Annotated in this window: 23 protein-coding genes; 8 read left to right on the top strand and 15 right to left on the bottom strand. The window is 65.7% G+C overall.

The window, feature by feature from the left end:
- Nucleotides 1-5 precede the first annotated feature (5 nt).
- Genes V5734_RS01200 through V5734_RS01190 form a run of 3 tightly spaced genes read left to right on the top strand, consistent with a single transcriptional unit; the run spans nucleotide 6 to nucleotide 3,166 of the window.
- The gene (locus V5734_RS01200) at nucleotides 6-1,511 is read left to right on the top strand and encodes a tripartite tricarboxylate transporter permease (protein ID WP_347311715.1); all 1,506 of its coding nucleotides are present in this window, start codon (nucleotides 6-8) and stop codon (nucleotides 1,509-1,511) included.
- Between the two features lies 1 nt (nucleotide 1,512).
- On the top strand, nucleotides 1,513-2,871 hold the full coding sequence (locus V5734_RS01195) for an acyclic terpene utilization AtuA family protein (protein ID WP_347311714.1): 1,359 nt from the start codon (nucleotides 1,513-1,515) through the stop codon (nucleotides 2,869-2,871).
- Nucleotides 2,864-3,166, top strand: a complete 303-nt coding sequence (locus V5734_RS01190; RefSeq protein ID WP_347311713.1) for a DUF4387 family protein — start codon at nucleotides 2,864-2,866, stop codon at nucleotides 3,164-3,166. The genes V5734_RS01195 and V5734_RS01190 overlap by 8 nt, the downstream gene beginning before the upstream one ends.
- Nucleotides 3,167-3,246: 80 nt before the next feature.
- Here V5734_RS01190 and idi read toward each other — a convergent pair whose 3' ends face one another.
- From idi to V5734_RS01175, 3 genes are read right to left on the bottom strand one after another with little or no spacing between them, the layout of a single operon-like run.
- A complete protein-coding gene (idi, locus tag V5734_RS01185; protein ID WP_347311712.1) occupies nucleotides 3,247-3,774 on the bottom strand; it encodes an isopentenyl-diphosphate Delta-isomerase in 528 nt (175 codons plus the stop codon).
- A complete protein-coding gene (secB, locus tag V5734_RS01180; protein ID WP_347311711.1) occupies nucleotides 3,771-4,271 on the bottom strand; it encodes a protein-export chaperone SecB in 501 nt (166 codons plus the stop codon). Before secB ends, idi begins: the two co-directional genes overlap by 4 nt.
- A gap of 60 nt (nucleotides 4,272-4,331) precedes the next feature.
- Nucleotides 4,332-4,811 carry an FxsA family protein gene (locus V5734_RS01175; RefSeq protein WP_347311710.1) on the bottom strand — a complete coding sequence of 160 codons (480 nt, stop codon included), beginning with the start codon at nucleotides 4,809-4,811 and terminating at the stop codon, nucleotides 4,332-4,334.
- 118 nt (nucleotides 4,812-4,929) lie between these two features.
- Here V5734_RS01175 and V5734_RS01170 point away from each other — a divergent pair, with 118 nt between their 5' ends.
- From V5734_RS01170 to V5734_RS01160, 3 genes are read left to right on the top strand one after another with little or no spacing between them, the layout of a single operon-like run.
- Nucleotides 4,930-5,586, top strand: a complete 657-nt coding sequence (locus V5734_RS01170) for a Tim44/TimA family putative adaptor protein (RefSeq protein WP_347311709.1) — start codon at nucleotides 4,930-4,932, stop codon at nucleotides 5,584-5,586.
- On the top strand, nucleotides 5,586-6,506 hold the full coding sequence (gene mltA / locus V5734_RS01165) for a murein transglycosylase A (RefSeq protein WP_347311708.1): 921 nt from the start codon (nucleotides 5,586-5,588) through the stop codon (nucleotides 6,504-6,506). Before V5734_RS01170 ends, mltA begins: the two co-directional genes overlap by 1 nt.
- The gene (locus tag V5734_RS01160; RefSeq protein ID WP_347311707.1) at nucleotides 6,503-7,093 is read left to right on the top strand and encodes a Smr/MutS family protein; all 591 of its coding nucleotides are present in this window, start codon (nucleotides 6,503-6,505) and stop codon (nucleotides 7,091-7,093) included. The genes mltA and V5734_RS01160 overlap by 4 nt, the downstream gene beginning before the upstream one ends.
- On the opposite strand, the gene V5734_RS01155 is transcribed toward V5734_RS01160, so the two are convergent.
- The 12 genes from V5734_RS01155 to regB form a co-directional block, all read right to left on the bottom strand.
- Complete coding sequence (locus tag V5734_RS01155; protein ID WP_347311706.1) at nucleotides 7,090-8,211, bottom strand: alpha/beta hydrolase; 1,122 nt, start codon at nucleotides 8,209-8,211, stop codon at nucleotides 7,090-7,092. The genes V5734_RS01160 and V5734_RS01155 overlap by 4 nt on opposite strands.
- A 63-nt stretch (nucleotides 8,212-8,274) precedes the next feature.
- Nucleotides 8,275-9,579: an ATP-dependent protease ATPase subunit HslU gene (gene hslU / locus V5734_RS01150; protein WP_347311705.1), complete on the bottom strand. Its 1,305-nt coding sequence runs from the start codon at nucleotides 9,577-9,579 to the stop codon at nucleotides 8,275-8,277.
- On the bottom strand, nucleotides 9,576-10,667 hold the full coding sequence (locus V5734_RS01145) for a hypothetical protein (RefSeq protein ID WP_347311704.1): 1,092 nt from the start codon (nucleotides 10,665-10,667) through the stop codon (nucleotides 9,576-9,578). The genes hslU and V5734_RS01145 overlap by 4 nt, the downstream gene beginning before the upstream one ends.
- Nucleotides 10,660-11,217, bottom strand: a complete 558-nt coding sequence (hslV, locus tag V5734_RS01140) for an ATP-dependent protease subunit HslV (protein WP_347311703.1) — start codon at nucleotides 11,215-11,217, stop codon at nucleotides 10,660-10,662. The genes V5734_RS01145 and hslV overlap by 8 nt, the downstream gene beginning before the upstream one ends.
- Before the next feature lie 106 nt (nucleotides 11,218-11,323).
- Entirely contained in the window at nucleotides 11,324-11,644 is a 321-nt protein-coding gene (gene trxA / locus V5734_RS01135) for a thioredoxin (RefSeq protein ID WP_347311702.1), read from the bottom strand.
- Between the two features lie 58 nt (nucleotides 11,645-11,702).
- The gene (addA, locus tag V5734_RS01130; protein WP_347311701.1) at nucleotides 11,703-15,068 is read right to left on the bottom strand and encodes a double-strand break repair helicase AddA; all 3,366 of its coding nucleotides are present in this window, start codon (nucleotides 15,066-15,068) and stop codon (nucleotides 11,703-11,705) included.
- Nucleotides 15,065-18,010: a double-strand break repair protein AddB gene (gene addB / locus V5734_RS01125; RefSeq protein ID WP_347311700.1), complete on the bottom strand. Its 2,946-nt coding sequence runs from the start codon at nucleotides 18,008-18,010 to the stop codon at nucleotides 15,065-15,067. Before addB ends, addA begins: the two co-directional genes overlap by 4 nt.
- On the bottom strand, nucleotides 18,003-18,701 hold the full coding sequence (locus V5734_RS01120) for a nucleotidyltransferase family protein (protein WP_347311699.1): 699 nt from the start codon (nucleotides 18,699-18,701) through the stop codon (nucleotides 18,003-18,005). Before V5734_RS01120 ends, addB begins: the two co-directional genes overlap by 8 nt.
- Complete coding sequence (locus tag V5734_RS01115; RefSeq protein WP_347311698.1) at nucleotides 18,677-19,696, bottom strand: aminoglycoside phosphotransferase family protein; 1,020 nt, start codon at nucleotides 19,694-19,696, stop codon at nucleotides 18,677-18,679. The genes V5734_RS01120 and V5734_RS01115 overlap by 25 nt, the downstream gene beginning before the upstream one ends.
- Complete coding sequence (tsaE, locus tag V5734_RS01110) at nucleotides 19,689-20,207, bottom strand: tRNA (adenosine(37)-N6)-threonylcarbamoyltransferase complex ATPase subunit type 1 TsaE (RefSeq protein ID WP_347311697.1); 519 nt, start codon at nucleotides 20,205-20,207, stop codon at nucleotides 19,689-19,691. Before tsaE ends, V5734_RS01115 begins: the two co-directional genes overlap by 8 nt.
- Nucleotides 20,208-20,261: 54 nt before the next feature.
- Nucleotides 20,262-21,872 (bottom strand): PAS-domain containing protein, encoded by a 1,611-nt coding sequence (locus tag V5734_RS01105; RefSeq protein ID WP_347311696.1) that lies wholly within the window; start codon nucleotides 21,870-21,872, stop codon nucleotides 20,262-20,264.
- A 108-nt stretch (nucleotides 21,873-21,980) separates the two neighbouring features.
- Nucleotides 21,981-23,390, bottom strand: coding sequence for a sensor histidine kinase RegB (gene regB, locus V5734_RS01100; protein WP_347311695.1), 1,410 nt, complete (start codon nucleotides 23,388-23,390; stop codon nucleotides 21,981-21,983).
- Nucleotides 23,391-23,482: 92 nt separating this feature from the next.
- On the opposite strand from regB, the gene V5734_RS01095 reads away from it, so the two are divergent.
- Together V5734_RS01095 and V5734_RS01090 are read left to right on the top strand one after the other, a co-directional pair.
- The gene (locus V5734_RS01095) at nucleotides 23,483-24,115 is read left to right on the top strand and encodes an SCO family protein (RefSeq protein WP_347311694.1); all 633 of its coding nucleotides are present in this window, start codon (nucleotides 23,483-23,485) and stop codon (nucleotides 24,113-24,115) included.
- 60 nt (nucleotides 24,116-24,175) lie between these two features.
- Nucleotides 24,176-24,730: an ActR/PrrA/RegA family redox response regulator transcription factor gene (locus tag V5734_RS01090; RefSeq protein ID WP_347311693.1), complete on the top strand. Its 555-nt coding sequence runs from the start codon at nucleotides 24,176-24,178 to the stop codon at nucleotides 24,728-24,730.
- Nucleotides 24,731-24,804: the final 74 nt, after the last annotated feature.

The raw sequence follows: 24,804 nt of genomic DNA, 5'->3' as shown, positions 1-24,804 counted from the left end.
GATCCATGGACCTTATTTCGAACCTCGCGCTCGGTTTCGGCGTAGCGCTTTCGCCTCTCACCCTGTTTCTGGCGGTCGTGGGATGCTTTCTCGGCACGATCATCGGCGCGCTTCCGGGACTCGGGCCGTCGAACGGCGTGGCGATCCTCATCCCGATCACCTTCACGCTCGGCCTCGATGCCACTGCCGCGCTCGTGTTGCTGACCTCGGTCTATTACGGCGCGATGTATGGCGGACGGATCAGTTCGATCCTGCTCAACATTCCCGGTGACGAGCCGGCGATGATGACGACGCTCGACGGGTATCCGATGGCCAAGAACGGCCGCGCGGGCGACGCGCTGGTGATTTCCGGCGTCGCGTCGTTCGTGGGGGCGCTTCTCGCCACGTTGGCGCTGGCACTAGTTGCGCCCTACCTTGCCCGGATCGCCTACAAGTTCGGCCCGGCGGAATATTTCGCGCTTTACGCGCTCGCCTTCGCGACGCTCGGCGGGATGGCGTCGAACAACCAGGCCAAGGCGGCGCTCGCGTCGTTTATCGGGCTCGCGATCGCGCTCATTGGCCTCGACAACAATTCCGGTTTCACCCGCTTCACCGGCGGTAACCTGCACTTGGCGGACGGGGTGGATTTCCTTGTCGCCATCGTCGGGCTTTTCGCGGTGTCGGAGGTTTTCGTCTTCATCGAGACCCACGGCAAGTCGAGCGCGGTCGGTGTCACGCTCGGCAAGGTGACGGTGCCGTGGAAGGAGTTGTGGGAGACGCGGTGGACCATGCTCCGATCGTCGGGCGTCGGCTTCGTGGCCGGCGTGTTGCCCGGGGCCGGGGCGTCGCTCGGGTCGTTCATGACCTACATGATGGAAAAAGGCATTGCCGGAGAGAAGGCCGGCTTCGGCACCGGCGTCGCCAAAGGCGTCGCCGCGCCCGAGGCCGGCAACAACGCCGCCGCCGGGGGCGCGCTGGTGCCGATGCTGACCCTCGGCGTTCCGGGATCGGGGACGACGGCGGTGCTGCTGGCGGTTCTGATGACGCTCAACATCACGCCGGGGCCGACTCTTTTCGCCGACCGGCCGGACGTGGTCTGGGGTCTCATCGCCTCGCTTCTCCTCGCGAACTTCGTGCTTCTGGCGATGAACGTGCCGATGGTGAAGGTCTTCGTGAAGATTCTCATGGTACCGCCGGCGATCCTGCTGCCGGCAGTGACCATGATCTCCTTCGTCGGTATTTACTCGCTTTCGGGAAGCTATTTCGACCTGGTGCTGATGATCCTCTTCGGCATCATGGGCTATGCCTTCCGAAAGATGGACATTCCGACGGTGCCTGTGATCCTCGGCATTCTCCTCGGCTACCAGATGGAGAACAACCTGCGCCATGCGATGACGCTTTCGGGGGGTGAATGGACCTACCTCTTCTCGTCGCCGATCGCCGCGGGCCTCTGGATCGCCGCGATCCTCGGTTTCTTCGCGCCGATCTTCCTGCGGCGGTTCCTGAAGAAGCCGCAACTGGTCGAGGACTGAAGTGACACGTGTCCTCATCCCCACCGGCGCGCTCGGCCTGGTCTATGACCGCGCGGCGCTGGCCCGCGGGGTCGCGTCAGGCCCCGATATCATCGCTGTCGATGGCGGCTCAACCGATAGCGGGCCGGCCTATCTCGGGCGCGGCGTGTCGAAATATTCACGCGCCACCACCAAGGCGGAATGGCGCGATCTGATGTTGGCGCGGGCAGAGGCCGGGGTGCAGCTGGTGATCGGCACGGCGGGCACCTGCGGGGCGGACTCCGTCGTGGATTGGCTGTACGAGATCACGTGCGAACTTGCCCGGGAGCTTGGGCAAAAAGTGCGGGTGACAAGGCTCTATTCCGGCCAGAACCCGCAAAAGATCGCCGAAGACTTCGCCGCCGGCCGTATTTCCGGCCTGCCGGCGGCGCCCGGAATCGATACCGATACGATCCGCGCCTGCACCAACATCGTCGCCCTCGCCGGGGTCGAGCAGGTGCAGGCGGCGCTCGCGACCGGCGCCGATATCGTCATCGCCGGCCGCACCACCGACACCGCCATCATCGCGGCCTTGCCGCTTGCCCAAGGCTGCCATCCGGGCGGTGCCTGGCACGGCGCCAAGATCGGCGAATGCGGCGCGCTGGCGACCACCAACCCCGCTTCCGGCACGATCCAGATCGACTTCGACGAGACCGGATTTACCGTCGAACCGCTTGGCGCCATCGCCCGCGCGACGCCCTACACCGTCTCGGCTCATATGCTTTACGAGAACTCCGACCCCTTCCTGCTGCACGAACCGGGCGGCATCCTCGACGTGACCGGCGCACGCTACGAAGCGCTCGACGGCCGCCGGGTGCGGGTCGAAGGCTCGGTCTGGCGGCCCGGCCCCTATACGGTCAAGCTCGAAGGCGCGCGGATCGCCGGCTACCAGACCGTCAGCCTCACCCTCCTGCGCGACCGGCGCTATGTCGCTGAAGCGCGGGCCTGGACCGAGCAGGTCGCCGCACGCGCGCGGGCCGACGTGGCCGCGCGAATGGGCCTTGGCGACACCGACTACACGATAGAACTGCGGCTCATCGGCGTCGACGCGACGCTCGGCCGGATGGAGACCGGTGGCGCGCTGCCGTCGGAAATCGGTGTCCTTGCCATCGCGACGGCGCCGACCGAAGCGCAGGCGGGCGAGATCGGCAAGATTCTCAACCCCTACCTCCTCCACCACGCGCTGACCGAGGAAGAACCGATGCCAACCTTCGCGTTCCCCTTCTCGCCGGCAGAGATGAACCGTGGCGCGCTTTACGAATTCTGCCTGCACCACGTCCTGACGCTCGATGCGCCGATGGACGCGTTCCGGCTGGTTACCGACGAGGTCGGACATGGTTGAACTTGCCGAAATCGCCGAAAAGGTCCGGTCGAAAAACGCCGGCCCCTTCTGGCTGACAATCGACATTTTCTGCGGGAACAGAGCCGCTTTCGAGCGGATCTCGACCGGCCTCGACAGCGCCCGCGTCGCCGCCCTGTTCCATCTCGACCCCGACCAGCTCAAGCGTTTCGACATCGCCGAGCTGAACGTCGTGAAGTTCTCCCTCCCGCGCCCGGCCGTGCAGGGCACCCGTGCCGATCGCGACATGCACGGCGCCGCCTGGGCCGTCTTGCTGGAAGAACTGGAAATCGGCTGACTGCTTCATCTTGCCGAAAATATCCCGGGGGTCCGGGGGCTGGTCCCCGGCCTGCCTGCGCGATGCAGGAAGACGCAAGGTCAGGCAGCGAATATCCGGCCGCGGTGATCGGCAAGGTAGATCCGCAGCCACGGCGTGAACCGTTCGGGTTCGGTGGCGACCTCCTCCAGCAGCGCTGACAGCGCGATCCAGCGCACCTCCATCACTTCGGCGGGGTTCGGGGCGACGGCGAGGTCGGCTGGCGCGCGGGCGGTGAAGATGTCCACCACCTCATGCTCGGTCATGCCGCCGCCGACATCGGCGCGGTACTCGACCTGATCGGCGAAGACGGGGGTCAGCCCGTCGATCCCCAGCTCTTCGCGGAGCCGCCGCAAGGCGCACGCCTCGGGCGCCTCGTCCCAATGCGGATGGGTGCAGCAGGTATTCGCCCAGAGCCCTGGCGTATGGTACTTGCCAAGGGCGCGACGCTGGATCAGCACGTTGTCGCCGTCAAGCACGAAGACCGACACCGCCTTGTGGCGGCGGCCTTCCAGATGCGCGGCGAGCTTGTCGTAGGGCGCGAGCCGCCCCTCGATCCAGACCGGAATCAGGTCGGAAGACGTCGTCACGACACCTGTTCGGCGGGCTTCTGCGCCGCCGCGCGGCGGGCGAGTTCCTGGCGATAGAGTGCGACGAAATCGACGGTGTCGATGTTGAGCGGCGGGAAGCCGCCATCGCGCGTCACGTCCGAAATGATCCGCCGCACGAATGGGAACACCATGCGCGGACATTCGATCAGAAGGAACGGATGCATCTGCTCTTCCGGCACGCCCTCGACATGGAAGATCGCGCCGTAATCAAGCTCGAGGAGGAAGAGCGGCGCCTTGTCGGCGCTGTTGGTCGACGTGACCTTGAATTTGCTCACCACCTCATACTGATGATCGACGGCGCGCTTGCGGGCATCGAGGCTGACCTGAACCTGGATGTCCGGCTGGACCTCCGGGTTCGAAATGCCCTTCTGCGCCACGATGTTTTCAAAGGACAAGTCGCGGATGAACTGTCCCAGCACGTGCATCTTCACCTGCGGCGCCTGTTCGGGCGCGGCCCCGTTGCCGTTCTCGGCCATGTCATGCTCTCCCAAGGAAACCTAAGTCGGCGGTGGGTGTAGCACCTTGCGGTGGCCGCCTCAATGCCGTGTCCAGCCCGAGGGGCGACGCGGCGGGGTGTCCTCCGGATCGACCTCGTAGAACTCGCCGTCAATGACGTCCGGCCTGTAGGGCTCCTGCCGCGGCGGACCGCCGCCGACCGTGAACCGTTCCACCCGGACCCGGGCGGCGAGATAGCGCAGCACCGCCGATCGCACTGGCGGGATCAACAGCAGGATTCCTATCGCATCGGTGAAGAAGCCCGGCGTCAGCAGCAGCGCACCGGCCAGCAGGATCATCGCGCCATGCGCGATGGGCTCCGTCGGATCCCGAAGCTCGTTCAGCGAGGTGCGCAGCCGCGCCAGCGCGAGCGCGCCCTGCATCCGCACCAGCCAGCTGCCGACGATCGCGGTGAGAAGGACGATTGCGAGCGTTGGCCATAGGCCAATCACCCCGCCCACCTTGATGAAGAGGCCGATTTCGATCAGCGGAACCGCGATGAACGCGATCAGAAGCCACATGATATGCCCTTTCCGGCTCGTGGAGTGGACTTGACCCCACCCGTAACTTACATAAGTGGAGTGTTGGAAAGATACCAACCCTGCCGCCATCCGCTCGCGACAACAAAGGCCCTGACAAATGTCCAATGCCGTCATCCAGCTGCTCGTCCTTGCCGGGATCGCAATATTCCTGATCCTGCGGCTGAAGAGTGTGCTCGGCACGCGCGAGGGTTTCGAAAAACCGCCGGTTCCCACGCGCCTGCCCGATGCCCGCAAAGGCAAGTTCGAGGTGATCGAGGGAGGGCCGGACCGCGACATCACGGATCATGTTCCGGAGGGCAGCGATGCCGCGCGCGCGCTTGCGGCGATGAAGCAGGTGGAGCCGAGCTTTTCCGTCTCCGAATTCCTCGGCGGTGCCCGCGGTGCCTATGAGATGATCCTGATGGCCTTCGAGAAGGGCGATCTGACCAGGGTGAAGCCGTTCCTGTCCGACGAGGTCTATGACACCTTTGCAGAGGTCGTGGCCGCCCGTTCCGCGCGCGGCCTTTCGGTTACCGCCGAATTCATGGGGATTCGCGAACTGACATTGCAGACTGCCGAATTCGATCCGGTCAGCCGCGAAGGCGAAGTGACCGTCCGTTTCGCGAGCGAGCTTGTATCTTCCGCCCGCAATGCCGACGGCGAGGTGATCGAGGGCAATCCCAAGGAAGTCCGTCGTCAGCGGGATGTCTGGACCTTTGCCCGCAAGATGGGGTCGAATGACCCGAACTGGCAGCTCGTCGCCACCGGCGAGTGATGGAGACGGCGCGGCGGCTGGCATTTTCCCGGCTGGCTGGCTGGGCCGTGGATGATCACGCGGCGGCGTTGGCGGTCTATGCGGTGACGGCCGATCAGCTTGGGCCGGATTGGCCGCGCCCCGATGGGGGCGACCCACGCGCGTTTTTCGAACGGCATTTCTGCCCGATCCTGACCGGCACGCCCCCGGCGCTTCTGACGGGCTACTACGAACCCGAAATTCTGGGCGCCGACGCACTGGGAGGGGCGTTTCAGTATCCGCTTTATGCGCAGCCCGACGACCTGCCCGCCGACCGCCCGTGGCACACTCGCGCCGAAATCGAAGCCGGAGACCTTCTGCGCGGGCGGGAATTGGTCTGGCTGAATAGCCCGGTTGAGGCGTTTTTCGCACAGGTCCAGGGGTCCGTTCGCGTCCATTTTTCGGACGGGCGGATCCGGCGGTTCGGTTTTGCCGGCAGGAACGGGCACGAATACCGGTCGATCGGTGCCGAACTGATCCGGCGAGGCGAGATCGCGGCGTCAGAGATGACGGCGGATGCGATCCGCGACTGGTGCGCGCGCTTTCCCGAGAGGGTCGAGGATCTCCTCCGATGCAACCCGTCGTTCGTCTTCTTCCGCGCGCTCGATTTGCCCGACGGCTCCGGTCCGCTCGGCTGCATGGGCCGCCCCGTGACCGAAGCACGGACCCTTGCGGTGGATCCCGAATTCATCCCGCTCGGCGCCCCGGTTTGGGTCGAGGCCGGGGCGTCGGGATCCTTGATGGTGGCACAGGACCAGGGCAGCGCCATCAAGGGGGCGCAGCGTGGGGATATCTTCTGCGGGTCCGGTCCGGCTGCGGGGGAGCGTGCCGGAACGATGCACGTTTCAGGCAGGTTAGTGACGTTTCTGCCGCGTGCGCTCGCCGAAAGGATCGCCCCGTGAGCCGTCGCAAGCGGGGCCTGACGTCCGAAGAGGCGGAGCTTTGGGGGCGCGTCGCGGCCTCCGCCCGGCCGATTCGGCCGGCTCATGCGCCCGCGCCCGATGCCGGATCCAGACCGAAGCCGAAGCCGGTTCATTCCAAGCCGCTTCCGTCCGACTTTCATATCGGACAGATGGCCCGCCCGATGACGGCGGCGCACGACCTGGTGCCGGCGCTGGAGGAGAGGCTGGCCGCGCAGCCGGTTCGGATCGACCGGCGCACCCATCAGCAGCTGACACGCGGCAAGTTGCGCCCGGAGGCGCGGATCGACCTGCACGGAATGACGCTGGCAGAGGCGCATCCCGAACTGATCCGCTTCGTCATGACGGCCCACGCCACCGGCAAACGGCTGGTCCTTATCATCACCGGCAAGGGCAAGCGCAGTGACGATCAAGGCCCGATCCCTCAGCGCGTCGGTGTGCTGCGCCATCAGGTGCCGCAATGGCTGACGCAACCGCCGCTTGGCGCGGTGGTGCTTCAGATAATGCCGGCGCACCTGAAGCACGGCGGCGGCGGCGCGTTCTATGTTTATCTGCGGCGTGCGCGTTAGGGTGTGATGCCCGATATCGCTGCCACGGGCGACAAGACGATCTGTGTCGCGCTCTGCACCGTCAGGACCGCACCGGGAAGGAGCCCCGGCCGGCCGACCTGACTCGCCGCGAGGGCCGCATCGACATCGGCGATGCGGCCGAGGATCGCGAGAAGCGCCGGCGAATTGCCGGCATTGAAGTGGCCCGTGCCGGTGGAAAAGGCCGTGGTGTCGAGAAGCGTCACGTTGAGATCGGCGATTTCGGTCACATCCGTGACGTTGCCCAACCGGTCCCGTTGACCCGAAAGCCGTGCCGAAAGCGCCAGCGCGCGATCCTTCTTCGACGTAAAGATCAGGAATGGCTTCGGCAGCGTCCCGATCCGCATAGCCTCGGCCCGGAATACGTCCACGTCGATATCGGGCGATATCAGGACGACAGCAGCAATCCGCCTCTGAACCGCGGCATTTCGCGAGATTGCGAGTTGCCTCAGTGTTTCCATCGTCAGGGCCGAGCCCATCGAATGGGCGACGATCACCATCCGCTCCGCCCCGGCCGCGACGACCTCGTCGAGAAGGGATTCGAGTCCGTCCCGGGCGAAAAGCGCGCTGTCGCGGTCGTAGGCATAGCCCAGCGGATGGCCGAGCGACGGCCAGGAATAGTGCACCAGAGCGCCATGCAGGCCGAGGTCGTGGCCGAGTTGCGCGAGCCGGTAGGCGCCTTCGGCGAACGTGGTGTTGAAGCCGTGGACGAAGATCACCGCTTCGCGTGTATTGCGACGCTCCTTCGCGAGCGCGCGGGCGAGGTCGGCGCGAAAGGTCGGGGCGTCCGAATAGAGTTCTTCGTGCGTCGTCAGGAAATCGGTCCGCGGATCCGGCTTTCGCCGCGGCGGGGTCCAGCGGATCTCGCCGGGCTTCCGGTCGGGTGGAATCGCAACGTCGAGGCGGGCGTAGCGGGTGACCTGGCTACGGTCCTTGCTGAACGCGTCGCCTGTCTGCGGGTCTGCCGCTCGCGTGGTGCCGACGTAAACGCTTTCCACCGCATTGGCGCGTGCAGCCTCGGGGACGACGACGATTTCGCCGCGTGGTTCACAGGCGGCGAGGCCGAGGACGATCAGTATTGCCGCAACGGTCCGTCCCATTTCCCCGCCCGCTCTTCACTGCCACCTCATGGATACCGCAACCGATGCGAGCACGCCAGCGGGTCAGAGCACGTATCGGCTGAGATCGGTCGAACGCGACAGGTCGCCGAGATTCTTTTCGACGAAATCGGCATCGACCGTCACCTTGTCGCCGCCACGATCAGGCGCGACGAAGGACAGCTCCTCGAACACGCGTTCCATGACGGTATAGAGTCTTCTTGCACCGATATTCTCGACGCTCCGATTCACCTCGGCCGCGATATGCGCAAGCGCGGCGATGCCGTCCTCGGTGAAGGAGATCGTGACGTCTTCGGTTCCCATCAAGGCGGCGTATTGCCGGGTCAGGGCATTGTCGGTTTCAGTGAGGATGCGGACGAAATCCTCTTCCGTCAGCGCGCGCAATTCGACCCGGATCGGCAGACGCCCCTGCAATTCGGGCAGGAGGTCAGAGGGTTTGGCGATGTGGAAGGCGCCCGAGGCGATGAAAAGGATATGGTCGGTTCTCACCGCCCCGTATTTCGTGCTGACGGTCGTGCCCTCGATCAGCGGCAGGAGGTCGCGCTGAACACCTTCGCGGCTGACATCGGCGCCGCGCGTCTCCGCCCGGGCGCAGACCTTGTCGATCTCGTCGAGAAAGACGATGCCGTTTTCCTGCACCGCATCCAGCGCGGCGGCCTTGACCGCCTCGTCGTCGAGAAGCTTGTCGGCCTCTTCCGAGATCAACGCCTCGTAACTCTCGGCCACGGTCATCTTCTTGCGGATCTTCCGGCCGCCAAAGGCCTTGCCGAATATGTCGCCGAGATTCATCGCCCCCATGCCGCCAGGCTGGCCGGGAATGTCGAGCATCGGCATCGGGCTCGAAGTATCGGCAAGCTCCAGTTCGATCACGGTTTTGTCGAGCTCGCCCTTCTTCAGCCGTGTGCGGAACATCTCACGCGTCTGTTCGCGGGCATCGGTGCCGGCGATCGCCTCGATCACGCGATCCTCGGCGGCCTGATGGGCGCGAGCCTTGACCTCTTCGCGCATCCGTTCGCGGGTTTCGATCATCGCGGCGTCGGTCAGATCGCGGATGATCTGCTCCACATCGCGGCCGACATAGCCGACCTCGGTGAACTTCGTCGCCTCGACCTTGATGAACGGCGCCTTGGCGAGCTTGGCGAGACGGCGCGAAATCTCGGTCTTGCCGACGCCGGTCGGGCCGATCATCAGGATGTTCTTCGGGTAGACCTCCTCCCGCAGGTCGTCGGGCAGCTGCTTGCGCCGCCAGCGGTTGCGCAGGGCCACGGCGACGGCGCGCTTGGCGTCCTTCTGGCCGATGATGAAACGGTCGAGTTCCGAGACGATTTCGCGCGGGGTAAGATTGGTCATGGGGTCTCCGAATAGGGCGGAAGCCGGTCCTTGCCGGGGAAGTTTGGCAGGGCGCGCATCAATGCGGCCCGCAGCTGAACCCACCAGGTGCCAAGGACGGTGAAGAAGGTGCCGAGGATGATCATGATCGTCGCCCAGTCGCGCAGGCTCGCCTGGCCGTCACCGGCGACGGCCCAGTAGATCAGCGCGGCGATATAGGCGACGCCGGCCGTCAACATCGAGCGGCGGTCGATGATCAGCGCGATGAGCGCGAAGGCAAGAAGGGCAGCGGCCGTCGGCAGGATGTTCTGCGACCCGCCGCCGGAATAGAGGTTGCCGGCGATCGTGTTGACCAGAGCGGCCCCCGCCAGAAGGTGCAGCCAGAAGGCGGTTGCGGAATGCCGCCCGATCCGGTGCGGGTCGCGCAGGTCGAAGGACATCGCGCCGACAAAGGCGGCGACGCCGAAGGTTAGCGAGGCGAGCGACAGATTGGCGCGGGGCACGAAGGTCCGGGCCCAGCCATCGACGGACGACAGGTCGCTGCCGGGATTGTAGCGGACGAAGAGAGCGTACGTCGCGAGAAGCGCGAAGAGGCCAAGGACGAACATCGCGAAGGGCAGCCGGAAGCGCCGGAACCAGAGCGCCGTCGCACCCACGGTAAGGGCGGCGGCGGCGAAGGCAACGCCCTTGATCCCCATCGACGACTGCCCGAGGAAGGTCAGGGCCGAGACGTAGATTCCGCCGGAATAGGCACTGACGAGCAGCATGGAAGGCAGGTTCATCCGCCGTTTCAGCGTGAAATATCCGGCCATCCACCATGCGATCAGCGCCAGGATCGCCGGAATTGCGATCAGCATCGTGACGCCGCCGAGGATCGTCAGCAAAAGCGCGATGCCACCAAGAAGGATGGCAAGGCCAAGCGCGATGAAGATCTCGGCGAAGCCGCGAAAGAACTCAAATGGCTCGTCCTCGCCCGGCAACGCGGCGCGTTTGCCCGAACGGTCATGCGCCAGCGCCATGATGCCCGCCGCCTGCGCCTCGGTCACGAGGCCGGCAGCGACAGCCGCGCGCAAGTCGGCGGGGCCGAAGATGGCCGCTTCGTCAGGCACGGATGGTTTCCACCGTCAGGTTCCCGTTCGTGTAGACACAGATATCGGCGGCGATGGCCATCGCCTTCCGGGCAATCTCTTCGGCCGGAAGGTCGGTCTCCATCAACCCCCGTGCGGCGGCGAGCGCGAAATTCCCGCCCGATCCGATGGCGGCCACGTTGTGTTCCGGCTCCAGCACGTCGCCCGCGCCGGTCACGACCAGCAGCGTCGTCCCGTCGGTCACGATCAGCATCGCTTCGAGCTTTTGCAGGTATTTGTCGGTGCGCCAGTCCTTGGCAAGCTCCACACAGGCCCGCATCAGCTGCCCCGGCGCCGCTTCCAGCTTCTTCTCCAGCCGTTCCAACAGGGTAAAGGCATCTGCCGTCGATCCGGCGAAGCCGCAGACCACGTCGCGCCCGCCGGGGGAAAGCCGGCGCACCTTGCGCGCGGTGCCCTTGATCACGGTCTGGCCGAGGCTCACCTGCCCGTCGCCCGCCACCACGACCTCGCCGCCGCGCCGCACGCCGATGATCGTCGTGCCATGCCAGCCGGGGAATCTGTCGTCCGCCATGAAACCCTCCGTTTGTCCGGTCCTATATGGCGGCGCGGGCCGCCGCCCGCAACCGGACATGCGAAAGGGCGCCCGGAGGCGCCCTTCCAAACGGGCCCAGCCCGGATCAGATCGCCGATTCGATCCAGTTTTGCAGCGCGGCCTTCGGTGCGGCGCCGACCTTGTTGGAGATGATCTGGCCGCCCTTGAACATGAAGAGTGCCGGAATCCCGCGCACACCCATCTGCGCCGGCGAATCGGGATTTTCGTCCACGTTCACCTTCACGATCTTCACCTTGCCCTCATACTGCGCCGAAAGCTCTTCAAGCGCGGGGCCGATCTGCTTGCACGGGCCGCACCATTCCGCCCAGAAATCGACGACGACGGGAATGTCGGATTGCCGGACTTCAGTGTCAAAGGTAGCGTCGGTTACGGCAACGGTGGCCATATCAGTTCTCCAGGTTCGGGATGCGTTGGCAAGAACGTATGAACGGCCGAGGGTGCCGTCAAGGGATGGTGGTGCGCGACAGGGCGTCCCTCACGATGTCGCGAGGCAGCGGCATCAGATCGCCGGTCTTCGTCCAGAGGATCGCCGTCTCGACCCGGCGCCCCGGATAGATCCGTTCCAGCACCGCCGCATAGGCGCCCATCTGCCGGAGAAGCCCGTCGGGCACCTCCTCGGCGCGCGCGGGAACGACCGCGTTGGATTTGTAGTCAACGGCCAGAATGCGGTCCGCGTCGATCAGCAGCCGGTCGATCGTCCCGTGCACGACCCGCCCCCCGAGTTCGTCGAGAGCTGCCGTGACTTCAACCTCGCTGAGCGCACCCGGCACCAGCAAGGCCGCCATGGAAGAAGAACGGAGAACATGCCGGGCTTCGTTCAGAATCGCTTCAGTCTCGGCCGGAACCACGAACTCATCGCCGGTCTCCAGCAGCGAGGACGCAATCGCGGGCCAGTCCTTCTCTGGCCAGAGCGGCAGGTGTTCGAGCAAAAGGTGCAGCCACGTACCGCGACGCTTTGCGCTGTCCTCGTCCAGCCCCTCCTCGCCCGGCAATGCCTTTTCCCCCCCAAGTCCCGAGGGCGACAAAGGCTGATCCGATCCGGCTTGGGCTGGAGCGTCAACGCCTGCCCAGCCGGGCAGGATCACCCCCGGTCCGGCCGTCACCAGTCCGCGCGGCATATCGGCCGGCCAGGTCCCGCATTCGTGCCGACGTCCCGGCCCCCCCCCGGTTGAGAGGTCGATCGCGCCCGCCTTCTCGACGGCCTCGGCGGTCAGCGAATACCAGCTGTCCGCGCCCTGCCCCACGTCGCCCGCGCCGCAGACGATCAGCCAGACCTCGGCCCGCGTCATCGCGACGTAGAGAAGCCGCATGCGCTCCTCGCGCTGCCGGTCCTGAAGATCGGTGCGCAAAGCCGCGATACGCGCCGGGCTTTCATTGGCCTTCGTTTTCCACACCGGGTGGCCGTCAAGCAGGTAGATCTCGTCTTTCGGATCGTCGCGCCGCTTGGCCGTGTCTGGCAGGATCACGATCGGGGCTTCCAGCCCCTTTGCTCCGTGGACGGTCATCACTCGGATGGATTTCGAGGCGGAATCGAGCCTTCTCTTGATCTCCACATCATCGGTTTCCATCCAGACGAGGAAACCCGTAAGGCTCGGCACGTCCGACCGTTCGAAGGCCAATGCCTGACCGAGAAGCGCGTCGATCCCGTCCTCTGCCTCCGGTCCGAGACGGGCGATCAGCCGGTCGCGGCCGCCATGCCGGGTCAGCATCCGCTCGATAAGGTCATAGGGCCGCAGGAAATCCGCCTGATCGCGGAGGTCGTTCAAAACTGCCAGCGTTTCGGGATGCGCCGCGGCCTTGTCCCGCAGAGCAGCCCAAAGATAGGCGTCGCCCCGTCCGTGGGCGAGGTTGTAAAGCGCGCCCTCGGACCAGCCGAAGAGCGGCGAGCGCAATGCGGCGGCGAGCGACAGGTCGTCTTCGGGCGTGGCGAGGAACCGCAGGAGCGCGCCGAGATCCTTGACCGCGAGTTCGCCGCCGATCTTCAGCCGGTCGGCGCCGGCGATGTCGAGCCCGGCCGACTTGCAGGCCCGGATGATCTCGTGAAAGAGGTCGGAGCGGCGCTGGACGAGGATCAGGAAATCACCCTCGTCAACCGGCTTCGGCCCGTCTTTCGTCGCGATGCACGCGCCTGCGTCGATCATGCGTTTGATCTCAGCGGCGATGCGGCGGGCCAAGACGATGGTCTCGTGTTCCTCGGGCAGGATGTCTGTCGGGTCGTACCAGTTTTCCGCCTCGGGGTTCTCGGTCTTGGGGATCGCGGGCCAGATATCCACCCGCCCCGGCAGGTCGGTGTGGAAGGCGACATGCTTCGGATAGCCGCCGAGGCCGCGATTGACCCGTTCGGCGAAGGTCAGGTCGACCACCCGCAGGATCGCGTCGGACGAGCGGAAGGAATGCTCCAGTTCCAGCCGCTGGAAACCGATGCCGACCTCTGCGTATTTCGTGGCGAAATGGTCCTGCATGCGGTCGAAAGCGACCAGATCGGCGCCCTGGAAGGAATAGATCGACTGCTTCTTGTCTCCGACGACGAAGACCGTGCGTACCGCCCCCCGCGCGCTTTCGCCCGCGGTGAAGTCGTCCGCCAGGCGTTCGACCACTGTCCACTGGCTGGGGCTGGTGTCCTGCGCCTCGTCCACGAGAATGTGGTCGATGCCGCCGTCAAGCCGGAAGAGAACCCATGCCGCGACGCCGGGATCGGACAGAAGCCGGGCGGATCGGACGATGAGATCGTCGAAATCGAGCCAGCCGTGCGCCGCCTTGCGTGTTTCGTATCGGGGTAGGAAGGCGGTGGCGAAGCGGTGCAGGGCAAGGGTCTTTTCGGCTGCTGCGAGCGTCTGGAGGAGGCTGAAGGCATCCGCCACCCGGTTCATGAGCGCGTGAAACGCGTCAAGAAGCGGGCCAAGCGCCTTTTGCGCGTTCTTGGTCGGCACGCTGCCGGTCTTTGCCTCAGCCCGGTATCCGCCGCCGCTCTGGCGATAGAGGAACGCCGAACAAAGCGAGTCGAAGGCCTCGACCGGGCGGTTCACCGTGTCGACGCCGGCGAGCAGATTGGCCAGATCGACCACCGTCTTGCTTTGAAGTCGAAGGATCGGGACGACGCTGGAAATCAACGCGGCCTCCGAGCCATCAAAGGCGGTCGCGATGGCGGCGGCGGCATCGAATTCCGCCGGAAGCCCGAAAAGCCCGAGTGCCCCCGCCCTGTCGAGCGGTTCGGAAAAAGCGTCACTCATCCGGCACAAAGTGCCCAGAAGCCCGGACAGATCCTCCCCAGAAAAGATCCCGGAGATGGCGTCAACCGCAGCCACGTCGGCGCCTGCGGCAAGCTCTTCGACGATCTCGTCCCGCATCAGTTTCGCCGCACGGTCGTCCATCTCGGTGAAGTCCGGCGAAATGCCGGCCTCAAGCGGAAAACGGCGCAGGAGCGCGGCGCAGAAGGAATGGATCGTCTGGATCTTGAGCCCGCCCGGCGTCTCGATCGCGCGCGCGAAGAGGCGGCGGGCGCGGGCCAGCGTTTCGGCGTCGATCCCGCCTTCGATGCCCAGTTCCCGCAGGGCGTCGCGAAGCTTCGGCTCCGGCAGCATCGCCCATTTGCCGAGCCGGTCGAACAGCCGGTTCTGCATCTCGCTTGCCGCCGCCTTGGTATAGGTGAGGCACAGGATGCGTTGCGGTTCCGTCCCGCCAAGGAGAAGCCGCGCGACCCGGTCGATCAGGACACGCGTCTTGCCCGACCCGGCATTCGCCGAAAGCCAGGTGGATTGCACCGGATCGGCCGCCTGAACCTGCCGCTCGCTCGCTGCCGACCGGATCATCCGACATCCTCCGGTTCGGGTTTGTCGCCCATCTGCCATTCGCCGAAGCGGGCGAGGTGGTCGTAATCCCCCTCCATCCGCGCGGCGAAGACCGCCCGGCGGGAGGGGTAGCCAGTGGCGCGGCGGTCGTACGATTCTATGAGACGCTGGAGACCATCCCAGGTCTGGGCGAGGGTCGCGTCGTCGATCGTCACGGGCCGTTCTTCGCCCACGCCGCCAATTCGGATATAGGTCGCGCCCGCGACCTCCCGTTTTCCAAGTGGCGGAAAGCCCCCGCGTTCCGCCATTGCCGCTTCCAGAAGAAGCTGCTTGTCGAACGCTTCTTCCTGCTTTTTGGAAGGCGGATTTCCGGTCTTGTAATCGTAAATATGAACCCGGCCATCCTCCAGAAGGTCGATCCTGTCGGGCCGGGCCGTCAGGCGAAAGGCGCTCGATTCCAGCAGAACAGTGCCTTTTTCTTCCAGAACCACCGGTCGCCCAAGCCGGGCGCGTTCGGCCTCGGCCGCCGCGAAACCCTCGGCGATGCGGCCAAGCCGCGACAGCCAGATGCGTTGCGCGGCGGGCCAGGGAATATCCTCGGCCAGCTTCGTTTCGGCCAGTGCCAGCAGTCGCCGGGCCGCTTCCGCCTGGGATTCGCCATCGGGACGATCGAGGATGAAGCGCTCCATGATCCGGTGCAGGACGGTCCCGCGCTTCCGGGCATCCGGCTCGGCCCGGAGGGGGTCGAGCGGGTAAAGGCGCAGGATGCGGCGGGCGTAGATCTCATAGGGATCGCGGATGAGCATGCGGATGCCGGTCACCGGAAGCTCGCGTGGGCGCGCTTCGACAGGTGGGCGAGGAGCGGGACGCCGCGCGGCTCCTGTCGGTTCCGGTGTTTCCAGCGCCAACGTTAAGTCCAGCCATTCGTTGCCGCGCGCACGCATCGCACGCAGGGCCTCGGGCCCACCCTGCTCGGGGAGGCCCTGAAGAAGGTTCGTCATCCGGGCCAGCCAGCGGGAGGCGACAGTCGCCGCCGCCTCATCCCGGATCGCGCGCGACAGGACGACTTCTGCCGCGCCCGCCGCTTGCTGGAAGTCATGCGCGGAGAGGCCGATCTGACGTTCGGGCAACAGAAGACCGGCTTTCAGCCGCATCTGCCGAGAGAGCCACGGATCGGGCGCGGGGCTCGCGGGCCAGATCCCCTCGTTCAGCCCGGCAAGGATGGCAAGGTCGGCGCCGCCCGCCCGCGCTTCCAGCGTGCCTTGGATCGCGATCAGGGGATGCGACGCGGCGGCTTGCCGGACGCTTCCCTGGGACAGAAGCGAGGTCACGAGGTCGGTATAGTCGGCCGGCCTGAACGTGCCTCCGTTCGGGGCTTCGGCGACCAGTTCGGCCATCGTGCGTAAGGCAAGCCGGCCGGCCTCCTCGCGCCAAAGCTCGCTTGCCTCGACCTGCCCCCCCGGCCCGGCCGCAAGGGCGCTGGTTATCTTCAAATGCGTGTTTGCAATGGCCGAAAGCGGCTGCTCCCCGAAATCGGCGCTGCCAGCGAGGCTGTTCGCGATCCACTCCGCCCACACAGCCCGCTCGCCGCCGCCAGCCTTCTCGGCCCAGGCGCGCAGGTCGGCGCCGGTTGGAAAGGGCGGGCCGGACCGGCGGAGCGACAATTCCAGATCGCGGGTGAACCTCAAATGGTTGCCGCGGTCGTCGGCCCCGGTCGCGGTCAGCGGGTGCTTCAGGACGATCAGAAGGGACTCCGCCGTCAGCGCTTGGCCGATCAGTGCCGCGACATGGCGAAGGAACCGCCCGGGCGCCGATTGCACCAGCGGCAGCCCCGCGCTGTCGTCCGGCACGATCCCCCACCGGTCGAGCGCCGCAGTTACCCGGCGGGTGAGCATCCGGTCCGGCGTGATCAGGGCGGCGCGTTTCCCATCCTCGACGGCTTTCCGAAGGAGGAGCGCGATCGCCAGCGCCTCGGACCGCAGCGATGGGGCTTCGATCAGGGTCAGACCTTCCGTGGCCGGGCCGAGCGGGCCAAGCCCCGCCCCGTCTGTCATCCATTGATCCGTCACCGGCGCCGGGCGCAAAGCGAGCGACAGGAGCCGGTTTCGCTCCGGTGCCGGCGCCGCGACATCCGACCACCGGCCGACCGATCCGGGCGGAACCTCAAGGGTGCGGCAGAGGTGCAGAAAGCGGTATTGCGGATGGTCTTCCGACGGAATTGGGCCGGTTGAGAGACTGTTCCACGCGCGATCCGGCATGTCGAAGTCGAACCCGGGCAGCACGATCGCGCCTTGCGGCAGGCGTGCCACGGCCTGCATCAGCATCTGTGTCGCACCGCGCGATCCGGTGGAGCCGGCGACGATAACGGGATCCGACGGCGGCGCATCCTGCCATCGGGCGGTCATCGCCTCCACCACCCGGCGCTGCCGTGCTTCGGGGTCCGGCGCGCTGTCGGCTTCGAAATAGCGGGCGATGATCCGGATGAAGGCAAGGCTGCGTTCCCAGTGGGCGGCATGGTCCTCGGCCAGATCAGCCGCTTCCAGAGCACTGAGCGCGACGCCTTCGCCCTGCATCTCGTCCATCAGCCGGGCGAGGCTGTCGGCAAGATCGAAGATAGCGGAACGGGCCGCGAAGTCGTGGTCCTGCCGCATCCGTTCCGCCACCAGCCGGGCGAGATCGAGCCGCCGCCGCAACGGGGGAACAGCAGGGGGAAGACCCGGCAACGGGTCGCGGCCGAGATCGGTGATCAATCGCAAGCGCGGCAGGAAGCGGGCGCCGTGACCGTCGAAGGCCGCCCGCACCGAACGCTGCATCCGTGCGGTGTTGAGGTAGAGCGTCACCCGCGCCATCGCTTCCGGCGGTGCGCCGGCCATGCGCGCGATCAGCCCGTCGGCAAGATCTTGCGGAAAGTTCGCGCCCGGGGGCAGGCCGAAAAGGCGGGGCATCGGCGAAGGGTCAAACACCGGCAGCCTCGCGCAGAAGGGCCTCGGCAACGGGGATCGACTCAGGCCTTCCGACATCGCACCATCCGCCGTCATGGACGAGGCCGAAAAGCCGCCCATCGGCGAGCATCCGGTCCCAAAGGAGGTTGAGCGAGAAGACCTGCGCGGGGATCGCGGCGAGGCCGGTGGTGGCGACGATCTGGGCGCCGGTATAGACAAAGCTCCGCCCCCGGGTCAGCCGGCCATCGGCATCGCGGTCGAAATCACCGGGGCCGGAATGGCCGCTTGCGCGGGCGGTGGGGACGAGAAGCATGAGGCCGTCCATGCGATCCGCGTCCCAGGCGTCACGCAGCTCCGTCAGCGGGTTGGCGCCGGTCCAGACCGCATCGGTGTTGAGCGTGAAGACAGGACCGTCGCCAAGGAGCGGTAGCGCTTTCCGCAGGCCGCCGCCGGTTTCCAGAAGCGTCTCTGTCTCGGCGGAAAACCGGATATCCCTGTACAGCGACAAATGCGCGATGATCTGTTCGGGCAGGTAGTGGAGGTTGGCCACGACCCAGCCGATCCCCGCTCCCTCCACCTGCGCCAGGGCGTGATCTATCAGCGCCCGCCCTCCGACCTCGATCAGCGGTTTCGGCCTATTCGCGGTCAGCGCGCCCATCCGGGTGCCGAGGCCGGCGGTGAAGAGCATCAAAGCGTCGGGTGTCGTCCGCATTGGTCCTTGATCCTTTGAACCCGCTCCGGCGTCGGTGCCGGCAGGCTTTCATGCACCGCACGGGCGAGATCGCCAAGCGCGGGATGGGCGAGATTGCGGTCGAGATGCCGCCAGACCCGCGGCAGGTAGGCGAGGTAGTGCGGTTTGCCGTCACGCAGGGTGAGACGCGCGAAGATGCCGGCGATGCGCAGCGCACGCTGTGCGCCGAGCAGCGCGTATACGGCGCCGAAACCGGCAGGATCCAGACCGTTGGCCCGGACGTACCGCGCGATCATCGCGGCCTCCGTCATCTCGGACACGTCCCGACGAGCATCTTGCAGGAGCGAGACGAGATCGTAAGCCGGATGGGTCGCAACGGCATCCTGAAAATCGAGGAGACCGAGGCGGGCATGGCCCGACCGCTCGGGTAGCCAGATCAGGTTCTCCGCATGGAAATCGCGGAGCGAGGTGACGACGGCGCCATCGCCGAGGCGCGCGAACTCCGCGCCGATCAGGTCCGGCAGCACCTCTGCGGTGGGGTTTGCCGGTTCGCCGATCCCGGGCAAATACCACTTCGGCACGAGCATGGTGAGCTCGGCGAGCCCGGATGCGTCAAGCGGCGCGACGAAGTCGGGGGCCGGGTGGCGGTGCAGGTCGCTCAGGAAATCGGTTGCGGCGGCGTAAAGCTCCGCCTCGCGCGACGGGTCGGCGGCGAGCAGCCGCGCGAACAGGTCGTCGCCGAGGTCTTCGAGGAGAAGAAAACCATGCGCGTGGTCTGCGGCAAGAAGAGCCGGTGGCGAATAGCCGTGGTCCGCCAGCCAACGGGCCATGCGGGCGAAACGTTCCGTGCTTTCGCCCTGCGCCGGCGCGGCATCCATCAGCACCGCCGCCCGACCGTTGATCGTCAGTCTCTGGTAGCTTCGGGCCGACGCGTCCCCGGCGAGCGGCGCGTGGCTGGCCGTGTCCCAACCGGCCCCGGTCAGGAAGCGGGCAGCGAGGATCGTCCGGTCACTCATGCCGATGCCAATCAACCGTCTGAAGAATATCGAGAACCGGTCGCCAGCGGGGATCGCGCGCCGAAAGGCGCGCGCTTCGATCTGTTGGTCCGGCGCCAGGGTCCAGATCCACCCTGAGCGCGGAACCCGGCGCCATCTCCCCCAACCTGTCTGGCCACTCGACAAGGCAGATCGCCTGGTCGAACGCCTCTTCGAGGCCGAGTTCGGCCGCTTCGTCGGCAGCCGTCAGCCGGTAGAGGTCGGCATGCCAGATGTCGACGCCGTCAAGCTCGTAGATCTGCACGAGCGTGTAGGTCGGCGACGGCACATCCTCCATCCGGTCGAGGGCCTTGAGCCGGGCCTGGATCAGGCTGCGGCAGAAATGCGATTTCCCGGCACCGATGGGGCCGTCGAGGAGGATGACGTCGCCCGCGTGCAGGCGCGGCGCGAGCCACCGCGCCAATTCGGCCGTAGCCTCGGGCGTCGGCAGGTCGAGCCGGACGGATAGGGGGAGCAGTGTCGCGTCGTTCATGGCGCGATTCTGACCGCCCTCGGCCCGGCCCGCAAGGCGATTGCGTCAGGCGGTTCAGGCCTGGACGGTTTCGCCTTGCGAGCCGGGCGCCGTGGCGTAGCGGTTCCGGCGGATACGGCGCACCAGCGGACGGTCCGGCGCGACCCGCTCGAATCCGACCAGCGTTGCCCCCCCGAGGAGCGGCACGATCCGGCATGAAAGGGCGCCGCCCGCCGTGAGGGGGAGTTCGGCCGTCCACTCGGCGCGTTCATCCAGTGTCGTCACGAAATCGCGGATGTCGCCCAGTGTCGGGTTCGGCCGTGTCTGTTCCTGCCAGTGCTTGAGCGAATCCATGATCGTCATGGTGCCGAGCGTCCGGCCCGGCTCCACGCCCCAGAGATCCTCGTAAGCGCTGTTCGACAGGATCAACTCCCCTGCCGGCGAGAACACCGCGATCGCTTCGTCCAACGTGTCGACCACGGACTGGCCCAGCTCGATTTCGGACCGGAAGCGGCGGGTCAGCGCGATTTCGGCGGTGATATCCTCGATCAGGAAGGCGACGGCGCCATCGGGATGCGGTCGGCCGGTGACATGATAGGTCTGGCCCGACGGCAGGGTCCAGGTCTCTTCATATAGCCCGCTCGCCGCTGCCTTTTCGAGGTCGAGCATCTGTTGGCGCCAGCTGCCGTAATCTTTCGGCTCGGGGATCACATGGGCTTCGCGCAGGCGGTCGAGAAAGGCGAAGAGCGTCGGTCTTGCGGACAGGAACTCCGCCCCGGCCGAGGTGAGGTCCACAAGGGCGGGGTTGAACAGGGCGAGTTGCCGCTGCCTGTCGAAGATCGCGAGGCCGATCGGCAGATGGGCGAAAGTCTTGGTCAGGGTCTGGACGAACTCGCGCAGCGACGTTTCCGCCTTGACCACCGTGTCGGCGGGCAACGCGAAGTGAAGCTGTCCTTCGGCCGCGGGATAGGAGTAGCAGTCATACCAGTGCCCGGCCCCGCCGTCAGGCGATGAGAGCTTCTTGCGCAGAGACTTCCCGATCGGGTTTCGCCCACAATCAAGGAAGAGCGCCGGGACCGGCCAGGTCATGTCGTCCTCTTCGCCGTCCTGTCGTTCCGCGACGCGGTCGAGATAGGCATGATTGGCCCAGACGATCGTGTTGTCGCCGTCTGTCCGCCAGACCGGGAAAGGTGCGGTGGCGACGGTTTCGCGTAGCGAGGCCAGTTCTGCCTCCTGCGCCCGCTGGCTCAGCCCGTCGACGAGTATGCCTTGCCCCTCGACCGAAAGATCGCTGACCGTCAGCCGGGCCATCTGCCCGAGCCATTCGGCCTTGACGCGAAATCCGTCGTCATCCTGTCCGCGCATCTCAAGCTCACCGCGTTCGGCGAGACTGCTCATCTCGGCCTCGAAGCCGCGAAGACGCAGCGAGAGGTAACCGGCGAGCCGGCTCCATTCCGAACCGGGGCCGGGAATGGCGCCGAGAAGGGCGCGTCCGGTACTGGTGGCATCGACGAGTTCGCGGTCATCGAAAAGGAAGATCGCCTGTTCGAATGGCGCGGAAAGCTGCGGCAAGTCAGCCTTGGTTCCGCGTCTCTGCGGTACAGCCGACAGAAGCAAGAGGGCAACGAGCGCAGCAGCGATCGACGTTGTAACGACGACCGCCGAAAGCATCAGCGGTGTAACCATGTCAAATCCGTTCTTCCCAATGAGGTCTGTGCCTCTTACCCGCACGGTTCATCTATTGGGTTAACGCGGCGTTAATGTTGCAACCTTTTGGTGAATTAATGGCAATTATCACGAAAGGATCTGCCGGTTCTCACCCAGACCGCCGGTAGCTTCGGCTTCGATCGTCGCACGCGGCCAGATGACTTCGACCACCGCACCGGACCGTTCCGGGCGCTCTTCCTCGGTCAGGAACGGATCCGAGCCGTTGGTGAAGCGCAACTGGGCGCCGGTGCGTTCCAGAAGTGTCTTGGCAATGAAAAGGCCAAGACCCATTCCGTCGTAGTCGGGGCGCCTCGCCGGATCGTCGTCGCGCCGGCGCGGCAGGAACGGGTCGCCGATCCGGCCGATCAGATGCGGCGGATACCCCTCTCCATCGTCGGCGATCGTTACCGTTAATGCCCGCTCGCTCCATTCGGTATCGACCCAGACCTCGGAGCGGGCGAAATCGACTGCATTCTGGATGAGATTCCGCAACCCGTGAATGATCTCGGGCTGACGAAGGATCTCGGGCTGGCGGCCGGAGCCTGGCGTGTCGTCAAGATCGAAATGCAGGTCTTTCCCGCGGCCCATATGCGGCTCGGCCGCCTCCCGGATCACGGCGGAAACCGGGGCGGAGCGCAAATGCAGATCCTGCTTTCCGGCACGCCCCATCGAGCGAAGGATGTCGCGGCAGCGATCGGCCTGTTCAAGAATCAATTCCGCATCGGCCCGCAGTTCAGGATGGTCCGCAAGATCCCGGGCAAGTTCGCGGCTGGTCAGTTTGATTGTCGCCAGCGGCGTCCCGAGTTCATGTGCCGCCGCCGCGACCACACCGCCGAGATCGGTCAGCTTCTGCTCTCGCGCGAGCGCCATCTGCGTCGCAAGGAGCGCGTCGCCCATGACATGGATCTCGGACGCGACACGCCGGGCATAAAGACCCAGAAACACCACGCCAATGACGATGGCGAGCCAGAAGCCGAACTCGAACAACGCCGGCACGGTGATCGACGTTGCGTCCAGCGTCTTGAGCGGAACATGGAAAAAGGTGACAAGCGTCACGAGCGCGATGGTCAGCAGACCCACGAAAACCGTGGAACGGGTTTGCAGCGCCGTCGCGGCTATTGTCGCCGGCGCAAGGATCAGAAGCGCGAAGGGATTGTTGAGCCCGCCGGTGAGAAACAGAAGAAGCGAAAGCTGAAGCGTGTCGAACAGCAGCGTCAGCATCGCGCCCCTCTCGCTCAGTCGCGTATTCACCGGAAAGGCGAAGATCGCGATCACGTTCGCGAGAACCGCGGCACCGACGACAAGAAGACACAGGACGAGGTCGAGGCGGATGTCGTAGTACTTCCAGGCCACGAGGATCGCGGTCGCTTGGCCGAAAATCGCCGTCCAGCGCAACAGGATCAGGGTGCGCAAGCGCACCCAGTCGCCATGTCCGATCCGCGCGGCGAGGGCACGGTGCGGGAAATGAGGCTGGGGATCGGGGGCCGGCTGGCTCATCACGGGTCCTGTTGTCGCATTCCGGCGCTTCCGAATTGATAGTCGGCGCGCGATGAGCGATCAATGGCGCCGCAAGGAATAGGGGGTCAAAGATGGCTGTATCCACGAAGAGTTATGCCGTCGCGGCGGTATCGGTCGCGGCGATCTTCATGATCGCGGTCTATCAATACACACGCAATGGCGGTGACGACCGGTTCGCACCCTGCCGGAGCAGCGCCATCGCGGGCGGTCCCGGCGCGATCGGGGGGCCTTTCACCCTGACCGATGAAAACGGCCGTCAAGTGACGGACAAGGACGTCTTGTCGGGACCGAGCCTCGTTTACTTCGGATATACGTTCTGCCCGGATGTCTGTCCCACCGATACCGCGCGCAATGCCGAAGCCATCGATGCGCTTGAAGACAAGGGATATGACGTCACCCCGGTCTTCATTACCGTCGACCCCGACCGCGACACGCCGGACGTGTTGAAGGAATGGACTGATTTCATCCACCCGAAAATGATCGGCCTGACTGGCACACCGGAGCAGATCGCATCCGTCGCGAAAGCCTACCGGACATATTACAAGGCGCCGGAGAACCCGACCGACGAATATTACACCGTCGACCACATGACGCAGACCTACCTGATGCTCCCCGAATACGGTTTCGTCGAGTTCTTCTCGCGCGAGGATACGCCCGAGGATATCGCCAACCGCGCGGCCTGTTTCATTGACGCCATGAAGTGAAATTGACCGCGGCGTCCTGACGACCTAAAACCGGTGAACGCGCGGATACAGGGATTCACCATGGCTGAAGACGAGTTTGCCGACCTCGGGCCGGACAGGACCCTCCTTCTCGTGGACGATGACGGTCCCTTCGTCACCCGTCTGGCGCGTGCCATGGAGAAGCGCGGATTCCTTCCGCAGACCGCGGAAAGTGTCGCCGCCGGGAAGGCGGCCGCGCAGTCGCGTCCACCGGCCTACGCCGTCGTGGACCTGCGTTTGGGCGACGGCAACGGCCTTGACGTCGTCGAGGTGCTCCGCGAGCGGAGACCGGATTGCCGGGTGGTGATCCTGACGGGATACGGGGCGATCGCGACGGCCGTCGCCGCGGTCAAGATCGGCGCGGTGGACTACCTGTCGAAACCCGCGGACGCCGACGACGTCACGAACGCTCTTTTGTCGCGCGGCGATCTGCTTCCACCGCCGCCGGAAAACCCGATGTCCGCCGACCGTGTACGCTGGGAACATATCCAGCGGGTTTATGAATTGTGCGACCGCAACATCTCGGAAACCGCGCGTCGTCTCAGCATGCACCGGCGCACACTTCAGCGGATTTTGGCTAAGCGCAGCCCCAAATAGGGAAAGCATCCTTAAAACACATCCAATTCGCGGCCATGCACTTGCCAATTCCGCCATGTCGGGATTAATTGCGA

The organism is Defluviimonas sp. SAOS-178_SWC, from assembly GCF_039830135.1.
In the GTDB taxonomy this organism is placed as follows: Bacteria; Pseudomonadota; Alphaproteobacteria; order Rhodobacterales; family Rhodobacteraceae; genus Albidovulum.
Note: the sequence above shows the minus strand (reverse complement) of the source record. Positions and strands in the feature narration are given on the sequence as shown.